The sequence below is a fragment of the Streptococcus sp. 2342 genome, from assembly GCF_013276795.1.
In the GTDB taxonomy this organism is placed as follows: Bacteria; Bacillota; Bacilli; order Lactobacillales; family Streptococcaceae; genus Streptococcus.
This window is the reverse complement of record NZ_VMLR01000003.1, coordinates 571780-597112: the sequence shown is the minus strand read 5'-3', so window position 1 is coordinate 597112 and position 25333 is coordinate 571780. Positions and strand designations below refer to the sequence as shown.

Annotated in this window: 15 protein-coding genes and 1 pseudogene; 1 reads left to right on the top strand and 15 read right to left on the bottom strand. The window is 40.2% G+C overall.

The genetic code is table 11. The features are described 5' to 3' along the window. Positions 1-42: 42 nt before the first annotated feature. From HT689_RS05320 to HT689_RS05260, 13 genes are all read right to left on the bottom strand, one after another. Positions 43-423 (bottom strand): RidA family protein, encoded by a 381-nt coding sequence (locus tag HT689_RS05320; protein ID WP_001140420.1) that lies wholly within the window; start codon positions 421-423, stop codon positions 43-45. A 9-nt stretch (positions 424-432) separates the two neighbouring features. Next, a complete protein-coding gene (yihA, locus tag HT689_RS05315; protein ID WP_000422605.1) occupies positions 433-1020 on the bottom strand; it encodes a ribosome biogenesis GTP-binding protein YihA/YsxC in 588 nt (195 codons plus the stop codon). Positions 1021-1028: 8 nt separating this feature from the next. Further along, the gene (gene clpX / locus HT689_RS05310) at positions 1029-2261 is read right to left on the bottom strand and encodes an ATP-dependent Clp protease ATP-binding subunit ClpX (RefSeq protein ID WP_012972566.1); all 1233 of its coding nucleotides are present in this window, start codon (positions 2259-2261) and stop codon (positions 1029-1031) included. Between the two features lie 36 nt (positions 2262-2297). Beyond that, complete coding sequence (locus HT689_RS05305) at positions 2298-2468, bottom strand: hypothetical protein (RefSeq protein WP_000442260.1); 171 nt, start codon at positions 2466-2468, stop codon at positions 2298-2300. Further along, positions 2468-2974 carry a dihydrofolate reductase gene (locus tag HT689_RS05300; protein ID WP_173226798.1) on the bottom strand — a complete coding sequence of 169 codons (507 nt, stop codon included), beginning with the start codon at positions 2972-2974 and terminating at the stop codon, positions 2468-2470. Before HT689_RS05300 ends, HT689_RS05305 begins: the two co-directional genes overlap by 1 nt. Before the next feature lie 130 nt (positions 2975-3104). Next, entirely contained in the window at positions 3105-3623 is a 519-nt protein-coding gene (locus tag HT689_RS05295) for a Dps family protein (protein ID WP_050107673.1), read from the bottom strand. Between the two features lie 237 nt (positions 3624-3860). Next, positions 3861-5351: a choline binding-anchored murein hydrolase LytC gene (lytC, locus tag HT689_RS05290; protein ID WP_138702053.1), complete on the bottom strand. Its 1491-nt coding sequence runs from the start codon at positions 5349-5351 to the stop codon at positions 3861-3863. A 33-nt stretch (positions 5352-5384) separates the two neighbouring features. Then, complete coding sequence (gene tpiA, locus HT689_RS05285; RefSeq protein ID WP_138702052.1) at positions 5385-6143, bottom strand: triose-phosphate isomerase; 759 nt, start codon at positions 6141-6143, stop codon at positions 5385-5387. Between the two features lie 97 nt (positions 6144-6240). Continuing rightward, positions 6241-6918: a DnaD domain-containing protein gene (locus tag HT689_RS05280; protein ID WP_173226800.1), complete on the bottom strand. Its 678-nt coding sequence runs from the start codon at positions 6916-6918 to the stop codon at positions 6241-6243. Positions 6919-6926: 8 nt separating this feature from the next. Beyond that, a complete protein-coding gene (metA, locus tag HT689_RS05275; protein ID WP_049544343.1) occupies positions 6927-7871 on the bottom strand; it encodes a homoserine O-succinyltransferase in 945 nt (314 codons plus the stop codon). 182 nt (positions 7872-8053) lie between these two features. After that, positions 8054-8566, bottom strand: coding sequence for an adenine phosphoribosyltransferase (locus HT689_RS05270; protein WP_001049318.1), 513 nt, complete (start codon positions 8564-8566; stop codon positions 8054-8056). Between the two features lie 85 nt (positions 8567-8651). Then, positions 8652-9410, bottom strand: a complete 759-nt coding sequence (locus HT689_RS05265; protein ID WP_173280852.1) for a class I SAM-dependent methyltransferase — start codon at positions 9408-9410, stop codon at positions 8652-8654. A gap of 461 nt (positions 9411-9871) precedes the next feature. Next, a complete protein-coding gene (locus HT689_RS05260; protein WP_173280850.1) occupies positions 9872-17554 on the bottom strand; it encodes a YSIRK-type signal peptide-containing protein in 7683 nt (2560 codons plus the stop codon). A 530-nt stretch (positions 17555-18084) separates the two neighbouring features. On the opposite strand from HT689_RS05260, the pseudogene HT689_RS05255 reads away from it, so the two are divergent. Continuing rightward, positions 18085-18340, top strand: a pseudogene (locus HT689_RS05255) (ISL3 family transposase); the annotation flags it as partial. Between the two features lie 63 nt (positions 18341-18403). On the opposite strand, the gene HT689_RS09735 reads toward HT689_RS05255, so the two are convergent. Further along, positions 18404-18784: a hypothetical protein gene (locus HT689_RS09735; protein WP_240146928.1), complete on the bottom strand. Its 381-nt coding sequence runs from the start codon at positions 18782-18784 to the stop codon at positions 18404-18406. 198 nt (positions 18785-18982) lie between these two features. Then, positions 18983-25117, bottom strand: coding sequence for a ZmpA/ZmpB/ZmpC family metallo-endopeptidase (locus tag HT689_RS05245; protein WP_173280848.1), 6135 nt, complete (start codon positions 25115-25117; stop codon positions 18983-18985). Positions 25118-25333 lie beyond the last annotated feature (216 nt).

Sequence of the window (25333 nt, the reverse complement as noted above, 5' to 3'; positions counted from 1 at the left end):
CTTATATCAAAAGAAGTTTGGCAACACCAAACTTCAACTAGTTTATCCAATCTCTGCGATGACTTCAATTTCGACTTTTACATCACGAGGAAGACGAGCTACCTCTACTGCTGAACGAGCTGGAAATTCCTCTTTAAAGGCCGTTTGGTAAACCTCGTTAAAAGGAACAAAGTCGTTCATATCGCTCAAGAAACAAGTTGTTTTGACAACATGGTCAAAGTCAGTTCCTGCCTCTGCCAAAATAGCACCGATGTTTTTCAAGACTTGTTCTGTCTGTTCTTGGATAGTCTCTCCTACGATTTCCCCAGTTTCAGGAGATAGGGGAACTTGACCGCTAGCAAACAGAAGATTGCCAACGATTTTTCCTTGAACATATGGTCCGATAGCCTTTGGAGCTTTGTCTGTATGAATTGTTTTTGCCATTTCTTTACCTCATAATTTTTCTAAAATTGCATCCCAAGCCTCATCCATCCCTGCCTTGCTGACAGATGAAAAGAGGATAAAGTCGTCACTTGGGTCAAAGTTTAATTTCTTTTTGATTGCTGATTCGTGCTTGTTCCATTTACCACGTGGAATCTTGTCTGCCTTGGTCGCCACAATGATGACTGGAATCTCATAATACTTAAGAAATTCGTACATCTGTACATCATCTGCTGATGGGTCATGACGGAGGTCAACTAGACTAACAACTGCACGAAGATTTTCCCGAGTCGTTAGGTACTCCTCAATCATGCGCCCCCACTTTTCACGTTCCTTTTTAGAAACACGGGCATAGCCATAACCAGGCACATCCACAAAGCGCATCTTGTCGTCAATGTTAAAAAAGTTGAGAAGCTGGGTTTTCCCAGGTTTCCCTGACGTACGAGCCAGATTCTTACGATTCAGCATAGTATTGATAAAGCTAGACTTGCCAACATTTGAACGCCCTGCTAGGGCAATCTCTGGTAGTTCATCCTGCGGATAGTGGGACTTGTTAGCCGCACTGAGCAAGATTTCAGCATTATGTGTATTAAGTTCCATAGTCACCTCTAGGCTGTTTCTAGGATTGGTTTATCCGTTCCATCGACAGCTTCTTTTGTGATGCGGACCAATTTCACATTTTCCTGACTCGGTACTTCAAACATGACATCTAGCATGGTTTCTTCAATAATCGAGCGAAGACCACGCGCCCCTGTCTTGCGTTCGATAGCCTTATTGGCAATTTCCTGAAGGGCTTCATCGTCAAATTCCAACTCGACATCATCATAAGAAAGCAAGGTTTGGTACTGTTTGACCAAGGCATTTCTTGGCTCTTTCAAGATACGAACCAAATCATCTACTGTCAACTGTTCAAGAGCAGCAAAGACTGGCAAGCGTCCAATCAACTCAGGGATAATACCAAATTTTTGAATATCTTCTGCGATGATTTCTTGCATGTATGAGCTGTTTTCATCAATCGCCTTGTTATTTTGACCAAATCCGATGACTTTTTCTCCAAGACGTTGTTTGACGATTTCTTCAATGCCATCAAAGGCACCACCCACGATGAAGAGGATATTTTTGGTATCCACTTGAATCATCTCTTGTTGTGGATGTTTGCGTCCACCTTGAGGCGGAACGCTAGCAACAGTTCCCTCAATAATCTTGAGAAGGGCTTGTTGCACCCCTTCACCAGAAACATCACGTGTGATAGACACGTTCTCACTCTTCTTGGCAATCTTGTCAATTTCATCCACGTAGATAATCCCACGCTCTGCACGTTCAATATTAAAGTCAGCAGCCTGCAGGAGTTTGAGGAGGATATTTTCCACGTCCTCACCCACATAACCAGCCTCCGTCAGAGCTGTCGCATCTGCAATCGCAAAAGGTACATTCAAACTCTTAGCCAAGGTCTGAGCAAGGAAAGTTTTCCCCGAACCAGTTGGGCCAATCATCAAGATATTTGACTTCTGCAAATCCACATCTTCCGACTCTTCACGCGTATCGTGGAAATTGATACGTTTGTAGTGGTTGTAAACTGCCACTGCCAAGGCACGTTTGGCACGATCTTGACCAATTACATAGTGGTTCAAGATATGGAGGAGTTCGATTGGTTTTGGAACTTCAGACAAGTCTGCCAAGACTTCTTCCGCCAACTCCTCACGAATGATTTCCTGGGCTAACTCCACACATTCATTACAGATAAAGGCGTTGTTACCTGCGATTATTTTTTGTACTTCTTCTTGGCTTTTGCCACAAAATGAGCAATAAACCATCATATCATTATTCCTATTTGTAGGCATGATTTCCTTCCGTTCTATTCTATACTGTCATTCTATCTAAAATAAGGTCATGTAAAAAGCATGGATACTATTGACCAAATTGGTAAAGGCATTTAACCAGAGCAGGACAGAAAGTCCATAGCGCTTTTTACGAAAAGCCTGTGCTCCAGCAAGCAAGCAGACCAAACACAGCATGGCTGTAAAAAAACCAAATATACTACGTTCCATTAGACTTCCTTTCTCTTGCGGTATTGGATGGTAAAATCATAAGGATTCTTCTCATCTTTGGTATAGGATTTGCTTGAAACTGTCTCAAAAAGAGACAAGTCAAACTCCTCAGGGAAATAGGTATCTCCCTCCACCCGAGCATGAATTTGAGTCACAATCACTTCGTCAAGGTAGGGCTCAAAAGCCTGATAAATCTGCTTCCCACCGATAATATAGAGATTCTTTTCTTGAGCCTGATACCAGTCGAGAACAGACTGGATATCATAAAAAGTAGTAACCCCATCTATCTTTTCTTCCGAGTTACGTGTCAAAATCAAGGTCTCCCGTTTTGGAAGCAAGCGACGCCCCATCCCATCAAAGGTCACGCGCCCCATCAAGATAGCATGATTCAGAGTTGTTTCTTTGAAGTGTTGCAGTTCTGCTGGTAAATACCAAGGCAGACGATTGTCCTTACCAATCACACCCTCTTCATCCTGGGCCCAAATAGCTACAATTTTCTTAGTCATGCTTCCATCCTTTTCACTGATAGTACTATTTTATCAAAAAACTCAAAAAAAGACTGGTTTGGAATAGCTTGCAGAATAGAAAAAAATCCGTAAGAAATTTCCTACAGATTTATCTATGTTTCCTTGTTTCTTACAAACCAGGTGCTTGTCCAAGTTCTGCGGCAAGCATCCAAACTGTTTTCTCAAGTTCAGCCTTAGCACCAACAAAAATATCGTTTGTAACATCATCGCCTTCTTCGTCAGTCACATCCAACGCTTTTTGGAAAAGAGTGATGAGGTAGCGATAAATATCTAGAACACGTTCCAAGCTTTCTTCAACATTACGGTATTCACCAGCTTCTTCTTCGATTTCACTGTTTTGAAGGAACTCTGTCAAAGTAGAGAATGGGCTTCCACCAAGTGTGATCAAGCGTTCGCTGATTTCATCTAAATGACCATCAAGAGCATCCATGTACTCATCCATTTTTGGATGCCATACCATAAAACCGCGTCCACGCATGTACCAGTGCACTTGATGAAGAGCAATATGCGCTACATACAAATCTGCAACAGCTTGATTCAAAACTTCCTTTGTTTTTGCCAATGCTACTGGCGCTGCTTTTGTTAATGTTGCGACATCTTTTGCTGCTTCTTTTTTCAATTCTACCATTTTATTTTACCTCGTTCATTATTTTTTGTAACCACTTCTTAATGATTACTACCTTAGTATACTACTAAGGAAAGACAATAGCAAGCCAAATGACCCACATGAGAAAAGTTGCAATAGACTGATAATTTAAGAATTCTTTAGAATAAAACACAGTCCCCTTACACATCTCTTAACTGCGACAAAATAAAGAAAAAGAGGATGCAATTTTCTTGCACACTCCTTTTTCAAACTTATATCTTAATACCAAACGCTGACGTCCACACGACCACGAATTCCTTTCATGTATTCAGAAGAGGTATACTGCCAACCTTTTTCTCCTGAATAATGAGGATTTTCCCATTCTAAAGCATTGGTATAGGCCGCTACCCAGTTTACATGTTTTAAAATATCTGGGTGTTTTAAACGCGTCTGTAATAAACTACGATAGCTATAGACATACACATTTTGATAGCCCGCCTGCTTCATCGTCTCCATGTACTTGTTGATAATCTTAACCCAAGTACCTGTATCACTCGGAGCACGCTTACTTTTATTCACATACTCCCAGTTCTCAACATCATAGTAGATAGGGTAAGACAAGTTCATATTGTATTTCTTCAGAAGTTCAATGGTCTGTTCAGCGTCATTCTCAGCATCGGTCTCATTTTCAGCATAGGTATAGAGATAGACACCATAAGGAATTCCCAGACGGTTTAACTCCTTAATGTTATGCGCCAATTCCTTGTCTTCTTTACCGCTATAACCTAGACGAACAATGACACCATCCACCTCGTTCTCATCAATAACCTTTTTCCAATCATTGATACGACCATTGTGCTCACTAATATCAATAACTTTCTTAGCATGTTCGGTTCCCACTTGCTCTTCTCTATTATTAAAGAAATAGCGTTTACCATCTCTGTGAACCCAGCCGACATTCAAATCTTTCTTTTCTTTGAGCTCACCAGAAGCCGCAAAGATATAGCGAGCACCATCCATAATCACTTCATCAGTCGCCATGGCACCACTTCCAGTCAAATAGTAGTTGCCTTGCCACTCATTCCGCGCCATATAGCCCCACTTCTTGAAATAGTACCATTTGCCGCCCACTTTTTGCCACTCTTGGTTGGCATAAGTTCCATCGGATTTTAGATAAAAATAAGCAGAATAAGCCGGATCATAAAGCCATTCATTTTGCATCATGGCACCTTGACCATTCAAGAAATAACTTCCTTGCCATTGGCTTTTAGCCATGTAACCCCACTTCTTGAAGTAATACCACTTATTTCCAATCAATTGCCATTCTTGATGAGCATAAGCCCCATCTGACTTAAGATAAAACCAACTCTTGTAATTACTGTCATAGATCCACTCGTTTTGGGCCATATAGCCACCTGATTTCAGGTAGTAATTTCCATGCCATTCATTCTGCGTGTAACGACCATCTGAATTAATATAAAACCAAGCCTTGTAGTAGTTGTCAAAAATCCATTCACTTTGAGCTTTAGAACCATCAGCCTTTACATAATAATCCCCATCCCAGTGGGCAGAGACACTGTTTCTCTGTTCATTGCTACTAGTTGATGAAGTCCCTGTTGATAGACTAGATTTTTCTGAAACTGTGCTTCCACTTGTTTCATCTGCCGCAATTCCTGAAACTCTTGCGCCAAGTAAGCAGAGACTTGCTAGCCCTATACATACAATTTTTGTTTTCAATCTTTCCTCTCCTATAAAAAATGGAACAGGCACCTGAATGCTGTTCCACCTAGCTTTTGCTACTGATTATTTTACAAAGTCAAGCAAAGCCAAGAAGCTTTCAGCTTCAAGTGACGCACCACCTACAAGGGCACCGTCAACGTCTGGACAAGCCATGTATGAAGTAACGTTCTCAGGTTTAACAGAACCACCGTATTGAACACGAACTTTGTCCGCAACTTCTTGACCGAAGTCAGCAGCTACAACGTCACGAACAACTTTACACATTTTTTGTGCATCGTCTTGTGAAGCTGATTTACCAGTACCGATAGCCCAGATTGGCTCATAAGCGATAACTGATGCAGCAACTTGTTCAGCAGTCAATCCAGCCAATGCAGCAGATACTTGAGCACCTACGAATTCAGCAGCTTTACCAGCTTCGTAAGTTTCAAGTGACTCACCACAACAGATGATTGGAAGCATACCGTTTGCAAAGATTGCTTTTGCTTTTTTGTTGATATCTTCGTCAGTTTCATGGAAGTAGTCACGGCGTTCTGAGTGACCGATAACAACGTAGTCAGTACCGATTTCTTTCAAAACTTGTGGGCTAGTTTCACCAGTGAAGGCACCTGCATTTTCAAAGTAGCAGTTTTGAGCAGCAACTTTAAGGTTTGAACCTTTTGCAGCAGCAAGAACAGTTGTCAAATCAACTGCAGGAGCTGCGATACCTGCTTCAACAAGATCTGATGAAGGAAGTTTTGATGCAACAGCTTCAACGAATGCTTTAGCTTCTTCTGGATTTTTGTTCATTTTCCAGTTACCAGCGATAAATGGTTTACGTGACATTTCACATACCTCTTTTTTCAATTTATTTTCTACTTATTTTATCACAATTAGACACAGCTTGCAAATCTTACTCGGATTTCAAGCCTGCTTCCAACGATTAATCCTTCCAGAGATCCATGGCATTTCTAAAATCCACAGATACCTGTGTCAACTGAGGATTGCTGGCTTCTCTTTCTGCCCGCTTAGCCTCAATTTGAGCCACACTTTTGATACCTTCATGGCGCCAGTTTCTCAAAATCGCCTGAATGTACTTCCAGTTTGCTTTTCCATTTAAAACAGCTTCACGAAGAGCCTCCTTAATCAAGTCAGCACTGGTTCCATCTTCCTTTAGTGTCTTGGTCAAATCTTCAATCTCAAAAGGTGTCAACAAGCGTCCCAATTCCTGCTGGAAGGTTTCCACCAAATCCTTGAGCTGATTCTGAGGTGTCAACTGGTCTGAACTTGAATCAGCGACTCCAAGCAAGTCGTCCAAGCGTTCCAAAGCCAAACTAGCATCAAAAAGCAATTCGATTTCACCATTTAATTCGATAGTACGATACTGGAGAAGTCCCCTCTCCGTCAGATTAGAGATAGACTGGTTGACATCCGAAATTTCCTTGCCAATCCTTTCAGCAATCTGGCTTGGCGACATTTCTTCCAAGCCTGTCGTATTTTGCAAATAGAAAAATTGCCAGACCAGAAAATCGTCGCTAGAAGGAAAGAGTTCCTTAAAATGCAAGAGCAGGGCACTCGGTAAAACCAAGTTCCCTGATTTAAAAGCGTCTAAATATGTCATAATTCCTCTTATAAATACCCAAATGCGGATGCATCATCTTCTATCTTTCTCCAGTCAAAAGGCGTCTCCTGATAGACCGCATAATTCACCCAGTTACTGAAAAAGAGGGCTGCTGATGAAGACCAACAAAGACAAGGTGTCTGGTTGACATCATCATCCTTAAAGTAATTTTCTGGAATATGAGGATCCAAACCTGCATCACGATCTCGGAAATACTCTTTTGCCAAGGTATCACGATCATACTCCAAATGCCCAAAACTATAAATTTCTCGTAAGTCACGACTGGCCAAAATAGAAACCCCAACCTGCGGCCCTTCTGATAAAATCTCGAGATTTGTCTTATTTAAGACTTCTTCCTTAGAGATCTCCGTGTGCCGTGAATGAGGAGATACATAGCTATCGTCAAAACCTCTAAAGAGAAGGTGACCCTCTTTTAGGGTGTCCTGAGGATAAATACCTGATAGCTTACTGTCCATCTGGTATTTTTCCACTCCATAACGCAGATAAAGACCAGCCTGAGCACCCCAACAGATATGAAGGGTCGAATAGACATGGGTCTTAGACCACTCAAGCACCTGGCTAAATTCTTCCCAATAATCCACTTCCTCAAATGGTAAATGCTCAACTGGAGCACCCGTGATAATCATCCCATCAAAATACTCATCCTTGACTTCAGGAAAAGTTTTATAAAAGGTCTCCATGTGCTCTGAACGAGTTGTTTTAGAACGATGGCTCTCCATATAGAGAAAATCAATATCCAGTTGTAGAGGTGTATTGGCCAAATGGCGTAACAACTGGGTTTCTGTGACCATTTTCTGTGGCATGAGATTTAAAATTAAAATCTTCAACGGGCGAATATCTTGGTGGGCAGCACGTTGATCATCCATGACAAAGATATTCTCTGTCCGTAAAATCTCAACAGCTGGTAATTTTTTATCAATTCGAATCGGCATAACCCTCTCCTAACTGTATTCTTTCAGGAATCATTGCATATGTTTGAAGCCAAATCTCAAACATCTAGTCCTTTTATTATACTGCAAGAAGATATAGTTTTCAATTATAGTTTTTCTCTAACTAGCTATAGTCTATTTTTATATCCTAATGTAGAGAAAACAGCCCTAGGGACTGTTTTTGATTAATAATGCATGAGAACTTTGTAATCGTAGTCACCGATTTTTTCACGGCCGTTCAATTCATCCAATTCAACAAGGAAGGCACAACCTGCTACAACACCACCAAGTTTTTCAATCATCTCGATGGTTGCCTTAACAGTTCCACCTGTAGCCAAGAGGTCATCTACGATAAGAACACGTTGACCTGGCTTAATGGCGTCAGCGTGCATAGTCAAGGTATCAACACCGTACTCTTTTTCATAGTCAGCAGAAATGACTTCGCGTGGCAATTTTCCTGGCTTACGAACAGGCGCAAAACCAATTCCCAACTCAAAGGCAACTGGACAGCCCACGATAAAACCACGAGCCTCAGGACCTACAATCATGTCTATTTTCTTGTCAGTGGCATACTGAACAATTTCACGAACAGCATAGCTATAAGCATTCCCATCAGCCATCAAAGGACTGATATCACGGAAGGTAATTCCTTCCTTAGGATAATTTTCAATTGTTGCAATGTAATCTTTTAAATTCATCTTTTTCTTTCTTTCAAAGTTTTTACTCCCTATTATAGCATATTTTTTAAGAAAGAAAAAAGGAAAAGTTAACTTCAATAATTATCTAACGATTTGACGATTTATGACTAGCCATAGCAATAAAGCCCAATTCCTGTTTATTCTTAGCAAACATTTTATACATAGTTAAAAACTGCTTTCTATTCTCCTTTTTACAAGCATTTACACAAATTTTCAAGGTTCCTAGCCAACCTTCGTCATAAATCATACCCGATAATTTCATTAATGTCATTTCACCAGTCAATACTTTCACATCACAATAACCTGATTCTATCATCACCTCTTCCCAACCATCTTGAGTTAAAGGACCTACATTTACATGAATTGCTTGCGACAATTCCTGTCTGACAGACTCTTTAGCTTCCTTAAGAAGCACATCATGTGTCAGGAGAAGACCTTCAGGTTTTAAAACCCTTAGATATTCCATTACACATTTTTTCTTAGCTTGATCGGCTTGCATAGTCAGCATAGCTTCGTTTATAACAATATCAAAACTAGCATCTTCATAAGGAAGTTTCATTGCATTAGCTCTTTCAAAACTGATTAAATGAGCAACACCTGCCGTTTCAGCAGATTTTTTAGCCACTTCTAAAGCTTGAGCATCCATATCAACAGCAGTTATCTTACAACCAAAACGCTGTGCCAACTCAATTGCTGTAGTTCCCCTATTACACGCAACCTCTAGTATTCTCTTTTCTTTTGAAAATCCTCCTTCCGCAATTAACCAATCTGTGGCACGTTTTCCACCTGGGCGTAAGCGTTTTTTCCCCAGTTTTGCTAAAAACTTATGACCTGCTTCTGACATTTGAACACCTCTGTTTTTTTCTTCATTATAACATAAAATGATATTATCTGACAATTCTAATCTATTGTTTGATAAACTAGAATCAAACGCATACAAACCACCATAACTATAGCATAAATTTATTATTGCCTCTCTAGTTCGAATTCAATTCCTCACGTAGTTTACGCATATAGGTTACGACTATTTTTGTACTTTGGAATTACTCTCATCTTCATCAGCTCTACGAACCTCCACCTTTCTGTTCGTAGAGCCACGATTTCGCTATCCCTTCCTCTGCTGATTCTTATTTCCAGCGTCAGACTGAGAATCGCTAACAGGTTCACCGGTAGCAGGTGCCCACGGAGGACTTACACCTCAGATGCACGACATGCCCGTCGTACCGCAAAAAGCTGATGAATCATCGATTCATCAGCTTTAAGGATAATCTGTTCATTCCAAACAAATCATATCAATTAAAAAGATTAGTCTTCTTTCTTCTTGCGAGTCACAAGTCCAAATCCACTCAATACTCCAAGAAGTCCAAGCGCTGCGAGACTAGCGTTAGCTTCTGTACCTGTGTTAGGCAATTCTTTTTGACCATCAACATATTTAGGTGTTGCTGGCATTTGAGGTTTAGCTGGCTGTTCAGGTATTGCTGGAGTTGCTGGCTCTACCGGTTGTGCTGGTTGAGTCGGTTCAACCGGTGTTGGAATTGGCATCTCAACTTTGCGGAAGATATGTCTGATATTTCCATTTGAATCTGTCACAGTCTTCACATATTCGTAACCTGGAATTGTTCCTGGTTCTTTAGATCCTGGCTCAGTTGGTTTCAATGGATTTCCACCCTCATCAGTCCAAGTAGTTGTATTTTGCTTACCTGGATTTGGTTGAGGAACAGGTGAAGGTGTTGGAGCTGGTGGTGTTACTTTTTCATAAACATGAACAGTATCTCCATTTGACAGTTTCTTAGTCTCTACGAAGCGGTATTCTGGAATATCTTTTTTATCGACTGTTCCTGGTTCACTTGGATAGTTTGGAATCTCTTTGCCTTCTTTATCTTTGAATGAAGTTGTTACTTTTTCGTAGATGTGTTCTGTATCACCATTTGGTAATTTCTTCGTTTCTACGAAGCGGTAACCTGGGATATCTTTCTTATCTACTGTGCCTGGTTCACTTGGATAGTTTGGAATTTCCTTTCCTTCTTTATCTTTGAAGAAGGTACTTACTTTTTCGTAGATGTGTTCTGTATCACCATTTGGTAATTTCTTAGTCTCTACGAAGCGGTATTCTGGAATGTCTTTCTTATCTACTGTGCCTGGCTCACTTGGATAGTTAGGAATTTCCTTTCCTTCTTTATCTTTGAAGAAGGTACTTACTTTTTCGTAGATGTGTTCTGTATCACCATTTGGTAATTTCTTAGTCTCTACGAATCTGTATTCTGGAATGTCTTTCTTATCGACTGTTCCTGGTTCACTTGGATAGTTAGGAATTTCCTTACCTTCTTTGTCTTTGAAGAAGGTACTTACTTTTTCGTAGATGTGTTTTGTATTTCCTTTTTCATCAATTTCAGTTCTAACAACATTATAGCCTGGAATTTGTTCTGAAGGTTTAGTTCCATCTTTAGGTGGAAGTAAATCTGTTTCTTTGCCATCTTTTTCGATAACTACATATCTAGTATCTGGGCGAACAGTTGGAATATATTTAGCTGTCACTGGCGTTCCGTTCTTATCAACACGTTTAACCGTTACTCCTGTAGCTTTTCCTACAAAGTTTGGTTCTGGCGTAAACGTTACTTTTCCCTTTTCATCGATTTTGTACGTTCCTTCTCCTGAAACTGTCTTCGTTGTTGTTTCATCATCGAATTTTGGTTTTACAGCTTCATCGATTTCTACTGGTACTTCTTTTCCGTTAAGTGTTACTTTTCCACCTGTAAATGTTGGTGTTCCTTCTTGAGATTGTCCTTTTGGACCTTCTGATTCAGCATCTTTAGAAGTTGGTGACACTGGGATTACTACTGGTGTGTATTTAGCTGTTACTGGTGTTCCGTTCGTATCAACACGTTTAACTGTTACTCCTGTAGCTTGTCCTGTAAATGTTTTTTCTGGTGTGAATGTTACTTTTCCAGTCTCATCGATTGTGTATGTTCCTTCGTTTGGAACTGTCTTCGTTGTTGTTTCATCATCGAATTTTGGTTTTACAGCTTCATCGATTTCAACAGTTTTTTCTTGACCGTTAATCGTTACTTTTCCACCTTTAAATGTTGGCGTTCCTTCTTGAGTTGCACCTTGAACATTTGTTGTTACTACATCTGAGCTTGTTGGTGTTGCTGGTCTTACAACTGGTGTGTACTTAGCTGTTGCTGGTGTTCCATTTGTATCTACACGACGTACATCAATTCCTGCAGTTTTACCTGTGAATGTTTTTTCTGGTGTGAATGTTACTTTTCCATTCTCATCAATTGTGTATGTTCCTTCGTTTGGTACTTTAACAGATTTTTCGTCTGTAGGTTGTTTAGTCGCAGGATCGATTAATTTAGCTGGTACGTTGTTATCTAATGGAACTTCTACTTCTGTACCGTTAACAGTTGCTTTCCCTGTTATGAATACTGGAGTTGCTTCTTGCGTTGCACCTTGGACATCTTCTGTCACAGCGTCTGTTGCTGTTGGTGTCGCAGGTTTAACTGTTGGTGTGTACTTAGCTGTCGCTGGTGTTCCATTCGCATCTTTTGCTTCAACTGTCGCTGGTACTGGTGTTCCTGCGAAATCTTTATTTGGTGTGAATGTTACTTCTCCAGTGGTTGGTTTGATTGCGTATGTTCCAACTGTATTTCCTTTAGCGTCTTTTGCTGGAATTGTTGTTTTATCTGTTGGATTTCCAGTTTCTGGATCTACTAATTTCGCTGGTTGGTCTGCATCAATCTTCATTGGAACTTTGTCACTACCTTGAGTGAATGTTGGTGTTCCGCTTTGCTCAGCACCTTGAATTCCTTCTGTTGCTACAGGTGTTCCTGTTGGTCTGATTGGCGTAATAGTTGGTGTGTAAGTTGTTGTAACTGTCGTTCCATTTGTATCTGCCGCTTGAACAGTTACTGGTTTAACAGCTCCTACATAAGTTTTGTCAGTTGGTGTAAATACAGCCACTGCTTTTCCATCTACATTCTTAACTGTAAATTTACCTACTACTTTTCCATTTGGATCTTTTGCTTCTACTTCATCAGCTGGTTGTCCATTTTCTCCTAGTACCTTATATGATAAAGGATCGATTGCTGCTGTTTTTTCAGTTCCATTAACATCCGCTTTACCTGGTACGAATGTTACTTCTTTAGATTGTTCTACACCTTGTACATCTGTTGATGTAGCTGGATCTGCTGTCGGTGCTACACCTACGATATGTGGTGTGTAAGTTGTTTTAACAGTTGAGCCATTTACATCTTCCGCTTGTACATTTGCTGGTAATACCTTACCTGTATAAGTTTTATCAGTCGGTGTGAATGTTACTGTGTTTGTTGCTGGGTCGATTGAGTATGTTCCTACTTGAGTAACTCCGTCCTCTTTATAAGCTGGTACTGTCGCTTCAGTCGGTACGCTTCCATCAGCATTTAATAACTTAGCTGAATTTTCTTTAAGCGCTACTGTTTTTTCTGTACCTGAAATTGTTGCTTTACCTGGAGCAAAGGCTACAACTCCTGATTGTACTTCACCTTGAATGTTTGTTGATTCTGCAGGTGTTGCTGTTGGTTTAACTCCTACGATTGTTGGAGTGTAAGTTGTTTTAACGGTTGTTCCATTTACATCTTCTGCTTGTACATTTGCTGGTAATACTTTACCCACATAAGCCTTATCCGTTGGTGTAAATGTTACAGTATTTGATGTTGGATCAATTGTATATTCTCCGACTTTGTTTCCATTTGCATCTTCAGCATTTACTGCAGTTCCTGCAGCTACTGGATTGCCTTGTTTATCAAGAAGAACTGCTGAATTATCTTTAATAGGTACTTCTACATCTCCTGCTGTGAATGTTGGTATTCCTTTTTGTGTTTCACCTTGGATTCCTGTTGAAGTAGCTTCTTTAGCTGTTGGCGTTACGCCTGTTACTGTTGGTGTGTATTTCCCTTTTGATGTAACTGGAACTTGATTTCCTTCTGAGTCAGTTGCCATTACGGATACCTGTACATTAACACCTCTACCCTCTCCTTTAAATGTTGGAAGTGGTTTAAATGTTACTACACCTGTTGTTGAATCGATTGAATACGTTCCTTCTCCTTCGACTTCAACTTCACCTTTTTCATTAGCACCTTCTAGTGAGTATGCCGCTGTTGCCCAGTCTACATTAGTTCTATCTGGAGTGTTAGCTGTTGTATTTAATTCAGAGAAGCGATCTTTTCCTGATTTAGAAGTTTGAGTTTGTCCTTGTTTTCCTGTAGTCTCATCTGAAGATGGTGCAATTCCGTATACAGTTGGTGTATATGCATTTTCTACCGCTACTGTTACTGGAGTTCCTGATTCATCGTTGAATGTTACATTCGCTGAAACTTTCATCGGTGTAGCTGTTCCAACAAATCCTTCAACTGGTGTAAATGATACTTCACCTGTCGTTGGATCTACAGTGTAAGTTCCTTGATCAGTTGTTACAGATTCAACTTTAGCTCCTGTTTTTGGATTGACTAATTTGTAATCTGATACTGTAGTCCCTTCTTTTCCATCATTGAAATTATCTTCCATTGAGTCAGTTTGTTTTTGACCTTGAGCTCCTGATGATTTCTCTGGATCTGTTACTACGATGTAGTAAGTTGTTTCTGCTACTGCGTCTTCTGTTACTGCACCTGCATCTGTTCCATCTACTGTTGGAGTTGTTACAACACCGTTTGAATCTACTGCACTTACTGTTACTTTGTAGCGTCCTTTTTGAGATAATACATAAGCGTTAGCTTTAGCTAGGTTTGCTTCTGCAGCTGTTTTAAGGGCTGCACGTGCTATTTCTACTGTTTTTTCAGCTTCTAAAACTTCTTGGCGCGCTGTAGTCACTTTAGCTTTTGCTATAGGTAGTGATGTTTTCGCTTCATTTAGTTTTTCTTCTAATGATGCTTTATATTCTTTTACTAATTGGACTTTCTTCTCCGCTAAATCTTGCGCTGTTTGTGAAATAGTGCGTAGTTTTAAGTTAGCTAATGCTGATTCAGCATCCGCTAAGATTTTCACTTGACGATCTACTAACTCTTGAAGACGAGCAAGCTCATTTTCTGAAGTTTGATAATTCTCAATTGCTGCAGTTGCTGCTTTTGTTTTTTCAGCAGCAGTACGTTGAGCCTGGATGTAAGCAGCTTCTTCAGTTTGCGCTGTATTAAATTCCTTTTCACTTCCATCTGGTGCAGTTACTGTTACTTTTGTTTTGATAGTATCAGAATCTGTTGCTGATGTTTTATCATCGATTGTATCTGCAAATGCTACATTTGCTTTAGTAGATTTAATTAAGTCTACTGATGTACCTTTTGCTTCTGAATAACTTGCTGAAGTCCCTGTTGGTTTAGCATTTTGAATTGATGCTACATCTGTGGAAGATGCTTCACGGTATGCAATATACCCTTTAAATCCAGAATCTGTAGAAATCTTCCATCCTGCATTTGATTTTTCTGCAGTAACAGCCGAACCATCAGAAGCAGTCCATTTATCTGTTACTGAATCATAATTCACAGTTACAGTAACACCTGTTGTATCAGCTGTCTGAGCTTTTGGTAAAGTAGTAACTGTACGCCTTACATCATCCACCGATTTTACTTCTCCGTTTTTACGGATTTCTGCAACTTTTTCTGTTAAAGTAGCTGCATTTGAAGTTGTAGTCCATGTACGAGTAAATTCGTAAACGATGTAATCCACACTACCATCTGCTTTTGCATCTGTATAGACACGACGTTCTGTTAATGTTGTAGTTCTATCTACATTCTCTTTTAGTACATATGCATTTTCATTTGGAAGATTGTATTTACCTGTTGCACTATTGAAAGTAGCTGTATATTCATTATTATCTTTATCTTTTACTTTAACAACTTCACGCTGTAAATTTGCACGTACTTTATCTGTAGTAGCTTTTGCTGCAATACTATCAACACCAACGTATTTTGTAGATTCTGGTCTTACAGTTAAGTTAAGAGTTGAATCTTCTGTTGTAGATGCTACTCCTAATACCGTACCTTCTTGTACTGCTGTATTAGTAGTACCTGCATCTACTGTCCAGTTGCCATCTTTAACTACAAGTTTTGTAACTGTTCCATCCGGCATTGTAATTTCCGCTTTGTTAGCACTTTTTGAAATTGTCACAGAAACATTTGTTGCGTAAGCTTCAACATTCTTAACCGTAATCTTAGGTGCTACTGCAATTGTAATATTTTCATGAGCTTCTTGACCATACATATTCCAATCCTGATTTGTTGCATTGGTTGTATTATTGTAGTCTTTGGCATAAACAGCTGCTGTGAAAATACCAGCTTCATTTGCTGTTCCAGTAATCAGCCCTGTCTTAGGATCATAATTTAATCCTGGTACAACATCATTTATCGAAGTTTGTCTTCCTGTATAGTCACCGTTTAGGGATGTATGCGCTGTGAATGTTTGTGGTGAATTTTTAGTTTCTTTACTATATTCTGTAGTAAGTACAGTTCCATCTATTGCGGTGAATGATGCTTGTCGGTTATTTGACGGAGCTGTTTGTGATCCTGCTTTTAGCCTTTCACCATTTCGAGTATAGTTTGTTCGATTATCTCTAGTCACACCATCGTTATCAATATATTTAATATCATGGCTAACGTTATCCCCAATTGTAACTAACTTAGAAGACCCTTGAATAACCGGTGCAGATGAATCTTGCCATCCAACCCATCCTGCTGTTAAGTTACGAAAATCAATTACTTGAGTAGACTTATCTGGTTTAGTAACAGTAACTTGGTAACGCATATCATAAACACCATTTTGAAGACTTGATGCTACATATCCCTCAACTGTATCTGAGTTTGCATTATACACAGTACCAGGAACCATATTTGTAAGTTTTATGTCTGTAATACTATATCCTGCTGCTTCTGCTTCCGGTGATAACCTAAAACGATTTTTAGCATTTGTAATATATACATAATGATTTCCTTGTTCATAAGTATAACCATAGATTTCTGTAGCTATGTATTCATACGCTCCCCCAGCTCCCCATGTTGTAGGCCCATTAGCTTTTCCTGTAGGACGAATTTTATCTTTCCATAATTCTGCTTCTCGTCCAAGTTTCTGAGCTTCTGTTTTTGACAGAGGAATATCTGTACGTCCACTAGTCCCAGCTTTTCCATTAGCAGCTGCACGCACATCAGTGTTATCAGATTGATATCCATGAACATAAATTCTATATTGATTATTCCCATCTAATACTTGATAAGATTTACCTGTAGAACCAAGAAATTCACCATTTTTTTTTCTTAACTCTTTAGATGCAGCTGTGTACCCTTCATTAGCTGAACGTAAGTGTGAACCTTGGACTAGTTTTTTACCATTACGTTCATCTTTAGAACCAGTGTTTTCAATTGCGTTTGAGTCAGATTTTTTCTCAGTATTTTCCGCTTTCTTCCCTACAGTTTCTTTACCATTTGTAGTATCAACTGCTGGAGCTGCTTTTTTCTCAACTGGTTTGTTTTGTAGTTTTGAGTTTACAGTTGTTACAAGTTTGTTGTAAGCAGCTTTTAACTCATCTTGACTATTAGCACTTGAAAGAGCTGCTTTTGCCGCTTCCAAATCTGCATTCAAAAGAGCCAAACTTTCGTCTGTCTTGTTTGCATATTTGCCTGCAGCTATATTTTCTGCTACCTGGTTAACATAAGATTCTAATTGAGTCTTATCCAATTTCGGAGCTACTACTTCTTTCGGAGCTTCTTCTGCTTTAGTTTCTGGTTTAACTTCTGCAGCTTTTGTAGTCTCAGGTTTCGCTTCTGCAGTATCTTGATCAGTTTTTCCAGCTGGAGACGTTGCAGCTACTGATGCTTCTGCACCTTGAACTTCCGTTGCTGATACCGCACCAGCTCCAAGAAACATCAAACCAGCTGCAATTGCTACCGATGCTGCTCCAAAGCTATACTTCCGGATACCATAACGAATATATTTCTCCGTTCGAAAATCTTGTTGACCTCTCTTCATGAGATTCAACCTCCTTGATTTATTTTATTCGTGTTGATTTAAAGCATTAGGGCAAATAAAAAGCCCCCCCCCTTAAATTTTTTAGTAATATTAAGAGGAGAACATCTTAAAAAAGATTGCTATATGATTCTAAACACTATAGCTCATTATAACATTAACACTTGTTCCGTTCAAGTATTATAGCTGGTAATTATTGAGTTTGAATGAGTGTTTTTTAATTTTATTAGAAATCTTTCTATTTTTCATTAACGATGATCAATGCTTTAGTATAAAACCAATTTAAATACGCTTAAAGAGTATTGTATTGAAACACGTGCCCCTAAGAATAACAGCAGTAACTTAAATTTACCTTATAAGGAGATGTTTCGAAATCAAAAAAAGTTAAGACATAGTGTCTTCAACTTTTGGCTCCATAATATTTATAGCAGCTAAATCCCCTATAGAGATTATAGAGCCTATTTTGTTGTAGAAAAAAAGCCCCATAGGAGCTATCACGAAAAGCAACTAAACAACTCATTAGAAAGAATCAAATGGAACAAATACTTTTTATCACAAAATTACTGGACATTAAAGACCCTAATATCAAAATGATGGATGTTGTTAATAGAGTTTTACATAAAGAAATCATTGCTAAACTGGACTACGACGCCCCATCTTTCCCTGATTGCGGATGGAAAATGAAGAAATCTGACTTTCAAAAACTTTCTAAGTTTCTTTACCTTGAAACGACTTCTATGCTTAGCCGAATCCTTCAAATTTAAGCACTATCATTGCTTAAAAATGATGTGTCATAGTCTCCGGATAAATCTGAGCTAAGGCCTCTTCTCTTCTTTTTTTCCGATAGGCAATTCAGGAAACCAAGCAGAAGTAGAGCAATAGGGTGACTAGAATTCCCAATATCCTATAAGTTCTATCTAATAGTTTGCGGTAGCTTTGGGCCACTTTCCCTAGTGAATAGTGAGCCGCTAGGACGATATTTTCTGCCTTTGACTGACCATAGTCCGCCTGCTCCATATCCGAAAAAATATGAGGGACGAAAATCAGTTCTTTTTCTAAAAACCCTAACTTAATCAAGTCTTTCTTCCAATCAGGACGAAGCTGAGGACTCGATACAAGGTAAACATATTCCAAACCCAGATGTCGTGCGATACGTGCTCGATAGACCTGGGGGCTCTCAAAGCCATAGCGATGGATTTCCTTGGCTGGATGAATGGTGACAATTCTCGACATGCTATAGACTCTTTCTCTCTTATTTTCTGCTTACAAAGGAAAACCACCCTCACAAAAAGGCGAGGGTGGTTCATCCGTTACAATGCTTGGGGATTTCCTAGCAAGTTCCCCATCAAAAGGACTTTATGTTATGCTATCACAAAGACTGACCATCTGCAAGATAGACTGACTTAGACAGGATAGCTTGAGGGAGTTTTCTTATTGTTTGTAAATCGATTCTCTGAAATCATCTGTGCTACGTAGGTAGGCATTGTAGATTTTTTGTTTTAACAAGTGTACCCAACTTGCAGGAGCATGGCTTGTCGTACGATCAATGTTAGCCACATCTTTTGCCACTGCTTGATCGATCAGTTCTTGCATTTGGGCAGCTGAACGGATTGTAATCTCCTTGCTACTGTTTGGCACACCAAGTTCGTACTGAATGGTAATTGGTTTCAACTGTTCTTGCTTACGAATACGTTGATGAAACATATCCTTCTTGAAATCAGCCCATGAAGCGTATTGGTTGTCAAAGACATTTTTCAAGACGAGGCTATCAGTGATGAGGCCAACATCTTTTCGGTGCCAATCTGAATAGGTGATATCACCATTTCGTTTAGCTTCTTCTGCATATTGGTTGGATACATATGGTAAGAACCCATCTTGGTAACCTTTTTCTGCTAACAATTCATAGGCCGTCTTTCTAAACATGATGTCACCAGGCGCACCCTTTGGATTGCTGAGGGCAGCATAAATCGGTGAGAACATGTTGATAAGATGATAGCCATTACGAGTATAGTCACTCTTATCACGGTAAGCTCGACGGTTGATGATATCATTGTCAATCAAGGCATCAAGACTAGTTAGCTTACTTACTTCAGCATCTGTCAATGGGCGAACAGAGTTTCCAGCATGCGTTTGTTTATGGTACTTGTCCTCAATGTAGAAATTCTCTATTTTTCTAAACCATTTTTTCTTAACATCATTAGACTTAGTTAGAATGGCATTGGCTTCCATAGCATCCAAGGTGTACAAGACATCGTACATACCGTGAACATACTCTTGCAAGGCTGCAGCTGATGTGAAGCGACTTGTCGGGTCATAAGTATGCAAGCGAGTTAGGGAATCCTTATCCCCTTTATAGAGAGTATTCAAGACAATAGCATCCTTATCTAGGTTGTCAGCAGATTGCAACAGTCCTAAGGCATACAACTCTGCTCCCAATCCTTCACGACGACCTTTTCCTTCAAAGTAAATATGTCCGTCAGAATTATGAACCATTTCATGGGTATAGACAGATGTTCCGTACTTATCCAACAAGCGGTCGCTGACATAGTGAACCTCTGAACCATTGGCATAGGCTCCGGCGCCTTTACTCTCCCCATACCACTTACCAGTAGGTCCAAAGAAATTGTAAATAGAAGCAATTGCCTTATCAGACAGGGTAGCCCAGTAATACTTGCTATTGCTATCTTTCATACCAAAGCCATCTGAAACCATAACTGAACGGAAGAGTTTTTCTTTGTATTCTGGTGAAAGAAGATGATACCAGATATCATAGTGGTCTCGTTGCCATTCAGCTGACTGGTCTACCTTACCACGAACATACTGACGGAGTTCTTCTCCGGATAAGACTGTATTATTGACACGGTCACGGTAGCGTTCGTAGCCACCAAAGGCCAAGGTAGAAAGGTTTGAAATCACATAAACATCCTCTTCTGGCAATGTCAATAGCGGTAGGAGCATATTTTTTAATTTCCAACTTGGTGCCGTAATACGGTCATAGACTCCCAGCCTATAGTTACTATCTGGTGTAGCTGACTCTTGTTTGGTACGCACTTCTGGAATAGCCGACTTACTCTCTACGATATAGGCCTTAGTATTTGTCTTCAACCATTCATTATTTGTTTTAGTTGGTAGGAAAAGTTTTCTGTAAGACTCTAGTAAATCAGTCACTGTCTTGCGACCTTTTGCAGCAGCCAGGGTTGTTTCATAGGCACTTGGATTATTTGATGCCTTAAGATTTTCCATACCACTCTGACCTAGGGCAATGATGGTATCCAGGGTTGAAGCTGTGCTATTGCCATCAAAGTCAAACTTATAGGTATTGAGATCCTTCGTATTGATGTGATCATAGTTGATATTGTACCAGCGATTGAGGTAGGTCAAACCAAGCAAGAAAGCTTCCTTGTTATTCTCGATTTTTTCGCTGATGTAGGTTGCTACACTATCTCCCATCGTATTGATAGACTTGTCCATGGCTAGCACTTTCCGGAGATGTTCACCGATATTGGCCTTAACTTTTTCAAACTCTTTGTCCAAATATAGCGGATCAAGTGAAGTATCTGCCTCAATGCCAAGAACTCTTCTCATAGCTACTGAGTCATATTCGACTCCTTGCAAATCTGCTAGAACTTGATCGGTCACTTTCGTATAGTCAGATAAAAAGACCTCCGGTGTAAAGATAAAGTTTTTACTTGCTACGCTGTATTCTGCAATCTGTGTATTTTTGAAATCTTCTTTGTAGGTGACATCCAGATAGCTGATTGTATTATCAGCAAAATGCAACATAAGCTTATTGATAGCTGCTTTATTGGCCTGAATATCTGTGATGATATCATTGTTCTTCATTGGTACAACATCCAGCAGCTCTGTGGAGTAGAGCTTATCAGTAGGATCGACTTGATTTCCATAGTGAACCACTAACTCTTTGTTGTAGAAAGGCATCAATTTCTCAATATTGTGATAAGCAACTTTTCGACTAGCTTGGCCTTGGCTTAACCGAGTATAGTCCACACTGTGCTGATTGGGCTTGAGTGTTTGACCTGTATCGTCTAGCGTCACTGTCATACCATATGACTGAACCTTTTCTCTAGCCTGATCTTGGGTGATTGGGGTCGCATAGAGATCTACCTTCTTGTTATCAACGGTAGTGCTAGCGTCTTCGATGTCCGCTCCCTTATATTGGTCTCCTGTGATGGCATAGCCATCTCCAGTATTGACCATGCTAACGACATGATGGATACGGCCATTTTGCCATGTAGAACCTGCTATACCTCCGACGCGTGGGTAGGTTGTCGTATTGAGAATGGTTCCATTTGCTAGCGCATGAGAGACCAAAGCACCACCTTGAACTTTCCCTACAATACCTCCAGCAAGTTGGTCATTGTTGCGGGCATTGCTAGAAATACTTGCATCAACAGCTACATTATCAATCTTAGCCTTATTACCAGATAAGAGTCCTGCTATACCTCCCACATAGTAAGGAGAAGAATCCGCATGTTTAGCCTGAATGCTACCTGTAAAGGAACTATTGGTTATTTCTGTATCTTGAGCCTTGGCTACCAAACCTGCAACTGACTTGCTACCTGTCAATTGACCTTCTACAGCTACATTACTAATCTGGCTGTTAGTAGCCAATTTTGCTAGGCTGGCTGTGTCTTCTTGACTCTTAATCGCTACCGCTTTAAGATCAATATCTTTCACAGTAGCCTTGGTCAAGTTATCAAACAAGGCTGTTTTAAGGTCATAAATCGCAAACGGTTTTCCATCACTCGCACCGATAAGATTACCAGTGAAAGTTCCTGTCACATAGCTGGTTTGTCCCTTAGCTAAAGAAACCTCATCAGCTGTCATATCAGTTCCAAGTTTAAAGGTTCCAGCGAGATTGTCCTGCATGGCAGCAATCAGTTTCTTGAAGGAAGTATAAACTCCATCCTTGGACTGTTTTTGCTTATCAACTGTGAAACTATAGTTATCCTTGTATGTTGAACCTTCTTCTTGAACTAGTTCATTAAAGGCAACGGTTATCTTGTATTTCCCGTCAGTTGTTTCCTTAATAGAGCTAACTGGTAGCAGCATTTCCTTCATCTTGTCTGATTTGACTTTGACAAAATAAGGGGACAAATCACTTGGTATTTCTGATAAATTCAAATAACGACGGTAGTGACCATCTTCCTTACCATAGAGACCGACTTCATCTATATCTTTGATTTCAATTTTCTTATAGTCTAACTGAAAATCTTTCGTCGATACTTCTGTACTTTCCTGATCAGATTGACCTAGATTATAGGTTAGATAAGTCTTAATTGTATAAGGAGTATAGTAGTCCAAGCCATCAATCGTTTGCTGGACTGATGGATCTTTCAAATTCACCTCTTTGACCAATGTTCCATTTTGGTAAATTTGGGCCTTAGCCTTAACAAAAGCAGACGTTGGATCATCTAAGTGATAGTTGACTGCTACTGCTTTTTTGCTCTCCTCTTTAACAAGATTAGTGATTTCAACTGTTGGTTTGGTTTTAACAAGACTACCAACCTTGACAATCTCTTTGGTTGGCTCTAGTTCTGTACGTGAGATTTCCTTACTAGCTTCTACCTTACCATCTACGAGATAATCTTCATACTCGATTGTACGTAAACCGTCTTTCCCTTTCTGAGCAATTTCTCGGCGATTTTTTAAGATAGTCGCATCTTCGATTTCTTCAGTTTCATGAGGAATAGTTTCTGTTACTGTACGATGACTACTTGTCAAAGGCAGTTCAGGGAGGGCCTCTGCTACAGCAGCCTCACCTTCGTGACCTGACTCTTGCGTGCCTTGGGTACTGATGGGGCCTGTATAAGTCGGTGGTTCTGCTTGGACTAGAGCCTCCCCTTCATGACCTGACTCTTGTGTACCTTGAGTGCTGATTGGGTCTGTATAAGTCGGTGGTTCTGCTTGAACCAGTGCTTCTCCCTCGTGACCTGACTCTTGCGTACCTTGGGTACTGATGGGGCCTGTATAAGTCGGTGGTTCTGCTTGGACTAGAGCCTCGCCTTCATGACCTAGCTCTTGCGTGCCTTGGGTACTGATTGGGCCTGTGTACGCTGGTTGTGCTGGTTGAACCAGTGCTTCTCCCTCGTGCCCCAACTCTTGCGTACCTTGAGTGCTGATAGGTTCTGTATAAGTCGGTGGTTCTGCTTGGACTAGAGATTCGCCTTCATGACCTGACTCTTGTGTACCTTGAGTGCTGATTGGGTCTGTATAAGTCGGTGGTTCTGCTTGGACTAGAACCTCGCCTTCATGATCTGGCTCTTGTGTACCTTGAGTGCTGATTGGGTCTGTATAAGTCGGTGGTTCTGCTTGGACTAGAGCCTCCCCTTCATGACCTGACTCTTGTGTACCTTGGGTACTGATTGGACCTGTATAAGTCGGTGGTTCTGTTTGGACTAGAGCCTCGCCTTCATGACCTGACTCTTGTGTACCTTGAGTGCTGATTGGATCTGTGTACGCTGGTTGCGCTGGTTGAACGAGGGCTTCGCCCTCGTGACCGGGTTCTTGAGTTCCCTTTGCTTGCACTACAGTTCCATTACTCTCTTGCGACTGAGACTCTACATGAGAATGCGTTCCCTCTTGTTCTCCCTCTGTTTTTGGTCTTGTCGGAGCTGGCTGGACTGGATTTGTCTGTTCTTGATTCCCACCAGTTTGGCTTGAATTTGTTACAGATTCTGGATCCAGTCCTTGTTTTTGGTCTGGTTTCTCATCTTTTACAGCATGACTATCCTTACTATCCTGACTCTGAATAACTTTCGCTTGCTGACTAGTAGCCTTATTTTTAGGATACACAGTCGTTACTGCTGAGCTATCTTCATTTTTTATGTTAGACTTGCTGTCATTTGACTGCTTGACAAATTCAGTTCTAATAGTCAAAGCTGCTGAATGAGTAGTAGCCACTTCTTGAGATTGAATGTTTTCTGATTTAAATTCTTCCTTTCCAGTAGATTCTGCTGGTTTGCTAGTTATCGGTACAGAAAGAGCTGGCTTATTTTCCACATATCCTAGATAAGTATAACCAGGAATATCAACCGGAGCTGGCAAGGCATCTCCTGCCTGGACCGATAGTTGGGTGTTATAGGCAGCTAGTGTCTCGCTAGTCAAAGCAAGAGCAGTTGGAGACAGCAACTGACTGCCTAGACCGCTTACTAACAAGAATCGACTAATCTTGCTCTTGCCATCACGCCCCTTAAGAACTACTACGACCAATAAACTAAGACCTGCCACCAAGGCAACAGTCCCTAATGGAGAGCTAGTCCCCGTATTGGGCAATACTTGATTTGCTCGATAAACCAGATAGTAGGTAGCGTCTGTTTCTTCCGCTACTTGTGGTAGGGATGTAACCAAGAGAGTCTTCTCTTCATCAGTTAAATCCGACTCTAAAACGTAATTATAGCTAACGGTATGAGATTCCTGGGCAGATACAGTTTGTAGGGCAGTTCCCATCAAAAAGAAACACGCAACAGCTACAGATACAAGGCCAACTGCCAATTTTCTTAACGAGAAGTTCTGTCTTTCTTCTCCACTAGTTTTGAAATTCATATTCCCCTCTTTTTGCATTTTTAAATTAGTGTATTCATTTATAGTAAAACATACAACTCTTCCCATTATACATAAACTTTTTAAAAGATTCTAGGAATTGATATGCAATTGAATGGATATGGAAAATCAAGTAACTAAGTAATTAACTGATTTGAAAGAAGCTGAGCCAAAGTTCCCACCACACTTTTCTCAAAATTTTTCAGAAATAAACTGTCA